7 protein-coding genes are annotated in these 10256 nt (G+C 60.3%); 3 read left to right on the top strand and 4 right to left on the bottom strand.

Translation table 11 applies throughout. The features are described from left to right. Both RLDS_RS0128620 and RLDS_RS47095 read left to right on the top strand, forming a co-directional pair. On the top strand, positions 1 to 710 hold a 710-nt coding region (locus RLDS_RS0128620), incomplete at its 5' end, for a TonB-dependent siderophore receptor (protein ID WP_152528090.1). A gap of 17 nt (positions 711 to 727) precedes the next feature. Next, positions 728 to 2539, top strand: coding sequence for a M14 family metallopeptidase (locus RLDS_RS47095; protein ID WP_021227418.1), 1812 nt, complete (start codon positions 728 to 730; stop codon positions 2537 to 2539). Positions 2540 to 2590: 51 nt separating this feature from the next. On the opposite strand, the gene RLDS_RS47090 is transcribed toward RLDS_RS47095, so the two are convergent. Genes RLDS_RS47090 through RLDS_RS47075 form a run of 4 tightly spaced genes read right to left on the bottom strand, consistent with a single transcriptional unit; the run spans position 2591 to position 6882 of the window. Then, positions 2591 to 4903 carry a xanthine dehydrogenase family protein molybdopterin-binding subunit gene (locus tag RLDS_RS47090; RefSeq protein ID WP_021227417.1) on the bottom strand — a complete coding sequence of 771 codons (2313 nt, stop codon included), beginning with the start codon at positions 4901 to 4903 and terminating at the stop codon, positions 2591 to 2593. After that, positions 4900 to 5886, bottom strand: coding sequence for an FAD binding domain-containing protein (locus RLDS_RS47085; protein WP_021227416.1), 987 nt, complete (start codon positions 5884 to 5886; stop codon positions 4900 to 4902). Before RLDS_RS47085 ends, RLDS_RS47090 begins: the two co-directional genes overlap by 4 nt. Continuing rightward, positions 5883 to 6389: a 2Fe-2S iron-sulfur cluster-binding protein gene (locus RLDS_RS47080; RefSeq protein WP_021227415.1), complete on the bottom strand. Its 507-nt coding sequence runs from the start codon at positions 6387 to 6389 to the stop codon at positions 5883 to 5885. Before RLDS_RS47080 ends, RLDS_RS47085 begins: the two co-directional genes overlap by 4 nt. 58 nt (positions 6390 to 6447) lie before the next feature. Beyond that, positions 6448 to 6882 (bottom strand): MarR family winged helix-turn-helix transcriptional regulator, encoded by a 435-nt coding sequence (locus RLDS_RS47075; RefSeq protein ID WP_031298707.1) that lies wholly within the window; start codon positions 6880 to 6882, stop codon positions 6448 to 6450. Positions 6883 to 7285: 403 nt separating this feature from the next. Between RLDS_RS47075 and RLDS_RS47070 the strand changes: the two genes are divergently transcribed. Next, positions 7286 to 10207, top strand: a complete 2922-nt coding sequence (locus RLDS_RS47070; RefSeq protein WP_040603861.1) for a glycosyl hydrolase 115 family protein — start codon at positions 7286 to 7288, stop codon at positions 10205 to 10207. Positions 10208 to 10256 lie beyond the last annotated feature (49 nt).

The following is a 10256-nucleotide window of genomic DNA, read 5'->3' as shown; positions in this document are numbered from 1 at the left end:
TCTCAGTGGAAATTTACGCCCTACCCGGGTCACTTCTCAGTGGAAATCAACAATATCGGGCGAATGTCGGTGCGGACTTCTTCAACAATATTTTCGACCCCGAAACGAGCAAGTCCATCGAGGCCGGCGTCAAATTCACCGCGCTCCGCGGCGCGTTGACCGGCACCTTGGCCGTGTATCAACTGACCAAGGATAATGTGTTGGCCAGCGACAATGATAATCCGGGCTTTTCCGTCGCCATCGGCAAGGCCCGCAGCCGGGGCGTGGAACTGGACGTGAACGGCCACCTGCCCGGCGATATCGATATCCTGATAAGCTATGCCTATACCGATGCCGAAGCGCGAGAAGCCGTCAACGATCCCAATTTCGCCGCTCAGATCCTGCCCGGGGACAAACTCATCGATATTCCGGACCATAATCTCAATATCCAGGTCGCAAAGCATTTTGAATGGGCAGGGCGCGGCGCGCAGTTGGGCGCAGGCATGCAATATGTTGGCAAGCGGCTGGGCGAGACGGGTACAGACTTCACCCTGCCCTCCCACCTGCTGGTCCGTCTGTTCGGCAGCGCCGATGTTATCGACGGCGTCGAACTGTTCGGCACGGTCAGCAACCTGTTCGATGTAGCATGGTATGCCAGCAGCTATAGCTCGGTCTGGGTGCAGCCCGGGACGCCGCGCACCGCCACTATCGGCCTGCGCGCCCGCTTTTGAACCGGGGGGATTGAGAGATGCGCAAGATGATCTCGCGCTTGCTGAGCGCTGCGACGTTGTGCCTTGTTGGCACCGCCTTCGCACAGCAGCCAACGCATAGGACTTTGCCGGGTTTGCCGGCGTCGGTACTGCCGCCCGCGCTGCCCTGGTCCGGTGCGAGTGAGGCGCTGATCGCGGGGAAGGGCGACCCCTGGATAACGCCCGCAGAACAGACCGGATTTGCGACGACTCCGCGGTATGCGCAGGTCGAGGCGTGGTTGACGCGTCTGGCGGCAGCGTCTCCTCTCATCAGCCTTGAAACCTTCGGCCGCACGGGCGAGGGGCGCGACATGCTGCTGGTTCGCGCCAGCAAGGGCGGGGCGGGCAAGCCGGTGGTGCTGGTGCAGGCGGGTATCCACGCGGGCGAGATTGACGGCAAGGACGCGGGCCTGATGCTGCTGCGCGACATCGCGCTGCGCGGCAAGGACAGCCTTCTGGACAAGGTCGATCTGGTTTTCGTGCCGGTTTACAATATCGACGGGCATGAGAAGATAAGCCGCTGGAATTTCCCGGCGCTACGCGGCCCGGCAGAAAAGGGCTATGTCGGCAACAGCCGCAACATCAACCTGAACCGCGACTATGCGAAGGCCGATGCGCCTGAAAGCCGGGCGATGATCGGCCTGCTGCGGCGGCTGGACCCGATTCTCTATATTGATTGCCATGTCAGCGACGGTTTCGACATGCAATATGACATCACCTTCACCTATGCCGGGTGGGGCCGCTACGCCTATCATCGCGCCACCGCCGACTGGCTGGAGGCGCGGTTCGGACCGAATGTGACGGCGGCGCTGGAAAAGGCGGGCCACATCCCCACAATCTATCCCAGCCCGATCGACACGCGCCAACCCACCAAGGGTATTCGTCAGGCGCCCGAAGGGCCGCGCTATTCGACCGGTTATGGCGACTTCATCGGCGTGCCGACCATCCTGGTCGAAAACCACATGCTCAAGCCCTATCGCCAGAGAGTGCTGGGAACCTATGTGCTGCTGGAGGCGGCGCTGACTCTGGCCGGACAGGACGCCCCTCGCATCGTCAGCGCCAAGGCTAAGGACAGGGCTTCGCGTCCGGCGACGATGCTGACGCGGTGGAAACCTGCCGCCCAGCCAATTGGGTGGATCGAAAAATTCAAGGGCGTGGCGTTCGACACCTACGTATCGCCAGCGAGTGGGCGGAAGGAGCAGAAATGGTTGGGCCGCCCGGTCACTTGGCGGATGCCGATCATCGGACAGGATCCGGTCGAGACGGTCCGCCTGCCCAAAGGCTGGTGGGTCCCCGCCGGACAAAAGGATGTCATCGACCGGCTGTCCCTACACGGAATTCAACAGGAAACGCTCCAAGCGCCGCGCACCCTGATGCTTGACCGCGTGCGTCTGATCGAGCCGACACTGATGCCGCCGCGGGATGCGCGCATACCGCTGGACACGAAATTGCTCCACGAAACTGTGACGGAAACCCTGGCGGCCGGCACCGTTGACATTCCTGCGGACCAGCCGCTTGGCCTACTGGCGGCGGCGCTGCTCGAACCCGAAAGCCAGGACAGTTTCCTCGCCTGGGGCTTTTTCCCCGAAATTCTCGTCACGCCTTCAAGGACGGAGGACTTCGTGCGGGCGCCGATGGCCGATGCCTTATTGACCAGCGATCCGCAGATCCGAGCCGAATTAAAAGCAAAACTGGCCAACGACGCCGCATTCGCGGCAGATGGTACCGCCCGGCTCGACTGGCTTTTCGAACGACTACCCCATCGTAGCGCCTATCATCATATGTACCCGATCAGACGACAGCTTCACTGACCGGCAGCCTTCACGTTCTCCGGGAAAATTGAATGGCGATCCGACCTGCGACTAGATCAGCTTGTCCAGCGTTAGCGGCAGGTCACGCACGCGCCTACCGGTGGCGTTGAAGACGGCGTTGGCGATAGCGGCCGCCACGCCGGTCGTCCCGATCTCGCCTATACCGCGCGCGCCCAGTGGGGTGCGGGGGTCAGCTATGTCGGTCCACAGAACATCGATGTCGGGCACGTCAAGATGCACCGGCACATGATAGTCGGCGAGCGACGTGCTCATGATGCGGCCGGTGCGCTCGTCGAGCAGTGTCTCCTCTGTGAGGGCCATGCCGAGTCCCATGATCATGCCGCCCTTGAACTGGCTTGTCGCAGTCTTGGCATTGAGGATGCGGCCACAGTCGAAGGCGCCGACAAGGCGGTCCACGCGAATCTCGCCCGTGACCTCACTCACGCGCACCTCACAGAAGTTCGCTGACGTGCTATGCATCGAATATTTCATGATCTCGAGCGGCGCGCCGCTTTCGCCGACCACGCTGAGGTCGCTCCGCCCCGCGCGGCGCAGGATGGAGGCGAAGCTCTCCTGGCGGGAAGGCTCCGCGACGCTGCGCATTCCTCCTTCGGCGAACTCGACCTCGTTCGGCTTGAGGCCGGCCAGCGGCGTATCATTGCCCGCCATGCGCAAGAGTTCGGTCACAAGTTTGTCGCTTGCGGCGCTAATCGCTGCGGCCAATGAGGCGGTTTGCGAAGATCCGCCGGCAAAGCTTGCGAAGGGCAGGCTCGAATCCCCTATCGTCACCGTCACGCGATCGAGCGGGAGGCCCAGGCGGTCGGCGGCGTGCTGGCGCTGTACGGTCGCTGTGCCCATGCCCATTTCATGCGCTGCGCTGGCGATATGAGCGTTTCCATCGGCATCGATGGTGATCCGCACGGATGTCCCGGGCATCCGCATGAAGGGAAAGGTTCCGGTGGCGCAGCCCATCCCAATCAGCCACTCGCCCTCCCGCCGCATTCCCGGCTGCGCGATGCGTCGATCCCAGCCGATGCGGGTCGCGCCCAGGTCGTAGGCCTCCATCATCGCGCTTTGCGAATGCGGTGCCCCGCTCACCGGATCGCAGGTCGCGACATTGCGTCGCCGCAATTCGATGGGGTCAATGCCAAGGGCATGAGCGAGTTCGTCCATCGCGCATTCGATCGCGAAGGTGCCGGGCGCTTCACCTGGGGCCCGCATGAAGCTGTTCGCCAGCAAATCAAGGTCGACATAATGCTGGACGATGTCGAAGCTCTCGCTGGCGTAAAGCGAGCGGCCTGTGAGGGTGAAGCCTTCATCGCAGATACTGTGCAGCGGCCTGGCGCCATAGCCATGGTGCAGCAGCGCTTTGAGCTTGCCGTCCGCATCTGCGGCCAGAGCTACCCGCTGCTCCGTTTGCATGCGCCCGCCGATTAGCCGGTGCATGCTGGCGCGTGAAAGGGCGACGCGTACAGGCCGGTCAGCAAGCTTTGCCGCCGCCGCGCCGAGGATTTGGTGATCCCACAAACCTTTTGCGCCAAAGCCTCCGCCGACATAGGGGGAACTAACCTCGACATCGCCGGCCTTCAGCCCGAATATCTTCGCGAGCGAACCGGCGGTCCCGTGGATCATCTGGGTCGCATCGTGAACGATCAGCTTGCCGTCCCGCCAGACGATCGTCGCGGCATGCGGCTCGATCGGATTATGGTTCTCCCAAGGCGTCGTATAGACCGCATCGATCTTGAAAGCGGCCTCGGCAAACTTTCGGTTTGGGCCGCCTTTCTCCAGGCGATTGCGTTCGACGAGCATGGAATCCGGCGTATAGGCGCTGGCTTTGCCCTCCGCGAATCGCAAGCGGGCCGGCGCGGCATCATAGCGCACGCGAACCAGCGTGGCCGCATGATCGGCCTGCTCGCGCGTATCAGCAAGAATAACCGCCACGACCTGCCCATTCCAGCGTATCTCCGCGTCCTGCATGATCGGCAATGTGTGATTGCCCGCGGCTTTCAGGTTGGTCATGCCGATCGGCGGGGGCACGCTCATTTTGGGGGCGTTGCGATAGGTCATGACCAGCGCGACGCCGGACCCCGCTTCGGCTGCCGATCCATCGATAGCGGCGATGCGGCCCCGCGCGATCGTGGAATGGACAAACGCGGCGTAAAGCAGGTTCTCCATGGGCACTTCGGCGGCAAAGCGCGCGGCGCCGCGCACCTTGTCGGGGCCATCAACCCGCGACTGCTGCTCGCCGAGCGACACACGCTTGTCGATCAGGGGATCTGGCGTTCCGCCGGGCAGCCAGCTCGCAGGGACTTGCCCTATGACGGCGCGCACCCCTCCGACGATAGCGTTTTGCAGCTTGGTCATGCGTGCGCTCCTGAAAGGGCGGTCAGGACGGCGACCACCGTGCGTTCGACGAGGTCAATCTTGAAACTATTGTCAGACAGCGGCCGCGCGTCGCCAAGCTCCTGGCGGATCGCGGCACGGAAGCCTTCAGGCGTCGGCGCGCTACCGATCAGTGCCGCCTCGGCCCGCGTCGCGCGCCATGGTTTGGCGGCCACACCCCCTAGCGCAATCCGGGCTTGCGTGACGCGACCATCGGCAAGCGCCAGGCCAGCAGCAACGGAAACCAGCGCGAAGGCGTAGCTGGACCGATCGCGTACCTTGCGATATTCGGCATGGGTCATCACCTCCAACGGTGGCGGCAGTTCGACCGCGATGATCAGTTCACCCGCTTTCAGCACGGTTTCCTCATGGGGCGCTGCATCCGGCAGGGCATGAAAGTCCGTTAACGGCACCGACCTTTCACCTTCGGGGCCGAGGATATGGATTACGGCATCGAGCATGGCGAGCGCTACGCACATGTCGGAGGGATGGGTTGCGACGCACTGATCCGATGCGCCAAAAATGGCGTGATAGCGGTTGAATCCCCCAATCGCATCGCAACCGGCACCTTGCTGCCGCTTGTTACAGCGAGTGGCCTCAACATCGTAGAAATACATGCAGCGTGTGCGCTGGAGAATATTTCCTCCGACCGTAGCCATGTTGCGGATCTGCCCGGAGGCGCCGGCGAGCAGCGCGCGCGCAAGTACCGGATAGCGGCTGCGCACGATCGGATGGGCGGCAACGGCGGCGTTCCTGACCGACGCGCCGATCATCAATCCGCCGTCGTCCGTTTCACGGATAGTGTCTTCCAAGAGGCTGACGTCCACCAAGCCGTTCGCCTGTTCGACATTTTGCCGAAGAAGGTCGATGAGGTTGGTCCCGCCACCCAGGAAGCGTGCGCCTTTCTCAACGCGGACTAGGGCGTCGGTCCGGTCAACGGCGCGGACATAGGTTAGGGGCGTCATGCCGCCGTCTCCGCCAGCATATCCTCGATCGCCTCGACAATCCCGTTATGCGCGCCGCAACGGCAGAGATTGCCGCTCATGCGTTCGCGTATCTCCGCGCGCGTCGGGACGGGTGGAGCCGTGACATCAAGGGTCACGTAGCTGGGATCGCCCCGGCGCAGCTCGTCCACCATGCCGATTGCCGAACAGATCTGGCCAGGCGTGCAATAGCCGCATTGCAGACCGTCATGCTCAACAAAGGCCTGCTGCAACCTGTGAAGATTGCCTGCGTCGCCGGTGATACCCTCGATGGTCAGAACCTTCCTGCCATCCGCTTGCGCGGCCAACATAAGGCAAGACAGGATGCGATTGTCATCAAGGAGCACCGTGCATGCGCCGCAGGCGCCCTGGTCGCATCCTTTCTTCGTGCCTGTGAGGTGAAGATGCTCCCGGAGCAGATCGAGCAGCGAAACCCGTGCATCGTCGGGCACAGGGACTTCCGAGCCGTTAACCCATATCGCCATGACGTTTCTCCTCAAGCCCGCGCGCCGCTGACACGTCCAAGATATAACGAGAATCGGATTATTCAACGTTCGTGTAGACGATCTTGGTTATCATTGCGATGAATTGATCCCGTTCCCGGGGCGACAGTCGGGACAGCATCAGCATATACATTTGTCGATAGGCGTCGACCTGAGCCTTGGCATAGGCCGCGCCCGCCTCGGACAATGTCAGGGCAACTGCGCGACGGTCCGCTTCGATGCGCTCTCGCTTCAAAAAGCCACGCCTCACCAAGCGGTCGGTCGAAGAGGACATGGTGGTTGTGGGCACTCCAAGAAAGCGCGCGACGTCAGTCGGGCCGCAACCGGCGTGTTCCGCAACATAGAGCAACACGGCCTTATCCAACTCGGCGAGCAGCCGCTCGGATCGCCGTGCGTCAGCAAGCTTGTATCTTCGCGCAAAGGTTTCCAACGCGGTGCCGAGCACTGCAATCTGTTCTTCGGTCGGATCGGTCATTTCGTCCGCATATCGCGTCACTATATCGATTAGCCAGCCTTGTCTGCGCCAGGAACGTGTCGGCCAGGAAAATCAGCGGAATTACTGGAGACCGGTTTCCCCGGCCATATCTTCCCTCCATCCCCGTGCAGCTGCCACCACGCTTTGCCTGGCATGTGGTAGGCGGACATAATCAACTTAGCTCCGTCAGCCCGGCGGCGTGATCCAGCTGGATACAAAACGCCCCATCGCCAAACGCTTTTCATTGTATATGATAGCGTTATCATGATATGGTCTGATTTTCGGAAAGTTAGATCATGTTCTAATTGTAGGCAATAAATCTACTATTGAACCTAATAAAACCAAACTAAAAGAGCATGAATGTCATATCCAACGCCAAACATAATTAATTGAGAGAGGGTTGATGCTATCACGTCGTGACATTCTTTCAGGTTCTGCGGCGGCAGCTCTTGCCGCTAGCCCATTGCGTGCCGCCATACGATTTGATGAGACAGGATTTCCACTCGCTACGGCCGAGGGTAGCGCGACACTGTTCGTCGATGAGGAGGATTTTGCGGGGGTCAAACGCGCCGCTGGGGATCTTGCAGCCGATATAGGTCGAGTGACGGGCGCGGATGCAGTATTTAGCTCACGGGCGGATCAAGCGCGCATGGTGCTCATCGGAACGCTGGGGCGCAGCGGCACGATCGACAGGCTCGCCGCTGCGGGCAAGATCGACGTTGCTCCCATAGCCGACAAATGGGAAAGCTACACGATCCAGACGGTTCGCGATCCCATGCCCGGCGTCCACGAAGCGCTGGTCATCGCCGGTAGCGACAAACGCGGCACAATCTATGGGATATATGATCTGTCCCAGAATATCGGCGTCTCACCCTGGTATTGGTGGGCTGATGTGCCTGTCGTCAAGCGTCGCAGCATTCATGTCGCCTATGGCAAATATTTCCAGGGCGAGCCGGCGGTCAAATATCGTGGCATTTTCCTCAATAACGAAGCGCCATGCCTGTCAGCCTGGACCGCAGAAAAATTTGGCGGGATGAATGCGGCTTTTTACGCGCGTGTTTTTGAATTGCTGCTGCGTCTGCGTGCCAATTACCTCTGGCCGGCCATGTGGAACAACGCTTTTAACGAAGATGATCCTCGCAATGGGCCTCTAGCGGACGAATATGGCATCGTCATGGGTACATCGCACCACGAGCCGATGAACCGCGCGCACAAGGAATGGACATCCCGCCGGCCCGGCAACGGCCAATGGAATTATCTGACCAACCGCCCAGCCGTGCAGAATTTTTTCCGCGAAGGTGCTCGGCGGGGCAGGGATCGCGAATTGCTGGTCACGATCGGCATGCGGGGCGACGGAGACACGGCCATCCAGGGGACAGGCGGGATCCGATCAGACGTTGAGCTGATTGAAACGATCATCAAGGATCAACGCCGGATTCTGATGGAAGAAACAGGTAAACGCATTACGGATATACCTCAGGTCTGGGTTCTGTTTACTGAGGTGCTGAAATATTATGAAGCGGGTCTTCATGTGCCTGACGACGTTACGCTGATGTTTGCAGACGACAATGTCGGCTATATTCGACGTTTGCCTACGCCTGAAGAGCGAGCAACGCGAACGGGTGGGTTCGGCGTCTATCATCATATGGATATGAATGGCGGTCCCTACAGCTATAAATGGATCAATACCAATCCCTTCCCCAAAATCAGGGAGCAGATGAACCTGGCGCTGGAATATGGCGCGGACCGGATCTGGATCACCAATGTCGGCGATCTCAAGCCGTTGGAACTGCCGATCGAATTCTTCCTGTCGATGGCTTGGGATCCTAAATCTGTTACGAAGGACCGCATCGCCGAATGGACGGTCCTGTGGGCAAAACGTGAATTTGGGGCCAGCCATGCTGAGGACATCGCTAAGCTCGTGTCGCGCTACGCCAAATATAATGCTTGGCGCAAACCAGAACAGATGCGGCCCGACATATACAGCCTTGAAAATTATCGAGAAGCGGAGCGAATGGTAGCTCTGTGGCAGAGGCTGCGTCAGCGGGCGGAGGCCATTCATGATGCTCTGCCGGACAACTTCAGAGCGGCTTATTATCAGTTGGTGCTGCATCCCATTCGGGGCTGCTGCAACCTGACGGAAATGATGGTGGCCGCCGGGCGCAATGCGCGGTTCGCACAGCAAGGGCGTGCGAGCACCAATGCCGAAGCCACCGAAGTCAAGCGCCTGTTCGCCCAGGCGCATCGCATCCGCGACACCTATAATCACGATCTATCAGGCGGCAAATGGAATCACCTGATGGATCAGCCCTATATCGGTTATGTTAGCTGGTATCAGCCGATCCAAGACATCACCCCTGCCGTCTCGGAACTGGATCTGGAAGACACGAGCCGCTTTGGCGTGGCTGTCGAAGGATCGGTGCAGAGCTGGCCCGGTTATTATCTTCCCCCCAGCCTGCCCATGTTCGACAGCCTTCACAGGGACAGGCGCTGGCTCGAAGTGTTCCCGCGGGGCGCCATGCCCACCACCGCCACCGTGCAGGCCAGCGACCCGTGGATTATCCTGACGGAAGCGCGCGCTTTTTCCTCAGGAAAAGAAGACCGTCGCTACTGGGTCGACATCGATTGGGCAAAGCTGCCTGCTGGAAGGCACGAGGGAGCTATCACGGTCAGCGATGGCACAGTGACCATGAGCGACAGCGCGGCACAAGAGGCCATCAGCATCACCGTCATTGCTGATAAAGCGTCATCTGGCCAGATGCAGGAAGCCAAAGGATGTTGGGGCAGTCTTGGGGCTGCCTTCTCGATCCCTGCTGATGGCTATGAGCGCACCATTGCCGTAGGCGATGTGCGATGGGATGCAATCGAGGATTACGGCCGGGTGGAAGCGGCCATGTCGATTTTCCCCGTCGACGCGGAGTCGATGCCAGATCCCACCCGATCACCCCGGTTGGAATATCCCCTGTTCATCGGCGAACCGGGGCGATGGACTTTTGATCTGATCACGGCGCCCACGCTCAACATCAATCCCAACAATCAATTGTCCGTCGCGTTGTGGATTGATGACGCGCCGCCGCAAATCTATTCGGTGTTCAGTCCTGCAAGAAAGGCTAGCGAGGAATTTGTCGGCGAGGCGCATGATCATGATTCCCGAACGGACATGCGCGTCGTACCATTCACGGTCGACATTCCGTCGGCCGGACGACACACGCTCAAGATTGCGATGATCGACCCCGCGCTCGTATTGCAGTCGATCATAGCCTACCGCGATCCGCTGCCAGCGAGCTATTTTGGTCCGCCAAGCATGCGGATTGGGGAGGGCTAGCGTGCATCCGCTTTTGTCCTTTGCGCCAAATTCGCCTTCACCTAAATTC

It is taken from the genome of Sphingobium lactosutens DS20 (genome assembly GCF_000445105.1).
GTDB classification, from domain to species: Bacteria; Pseudomonadota; Alphaproteobacteria; order Sphingomonadales; family Sphingomonadaceae; genus Sphingobium; species Sphingobium lactosutens.
This window is presented reverse-complemented; position numbering and strand designations above follow the sequence as displayed.

Excerpts from the sequence above, each read along its gene's own strand:
- RLDS_RS47080 (WP_021227415.1), bottom strand. The coding sequence starts at position 6,389 with ATGGCGATATGGGTTAACGGCTCGGAAGTCCCTGTGCCCGACGATGCA.
- RLDS_RS47070 (WP_040603861.1), top strand. The coding sequence starts at position 7,286 with ATGCTATCACGTCGTGACATTCTTTCAGGTTCTGCGGCGGCAGCTCTT.
- RLDS_RS47075 (WP_031298707.1), bottom strand. The coding sequence starts at position 6,882 with ATGACCGATCCGACCGAAGAACAGATTGCAGTGCTCGGCACCGCGTTG.
- RLDS_RS47085 (WP_021227416.1), bottom strand. The coding sequence starts at position 5,886 with ATGACGCCCCTAACCTATGTCCGCGCCGTTGACCGGACCGACGCCCTA.
- RLDS_RS47090 (WP_021227417.1), bottom strand. The coding sequence starts at position 4,903 with ATGACCAAGCTGCAAAACGCTATCGTCGGAGGGGTGCGCGCCGTCATA.
- RLDS_RS47095 (WP_021227418.1), top strand. The coding sequence starts at position 728 with ATGCGCAAGATGATCTCGCGCTTGCTGAGCGCTGCGACGTTGTGCCTT.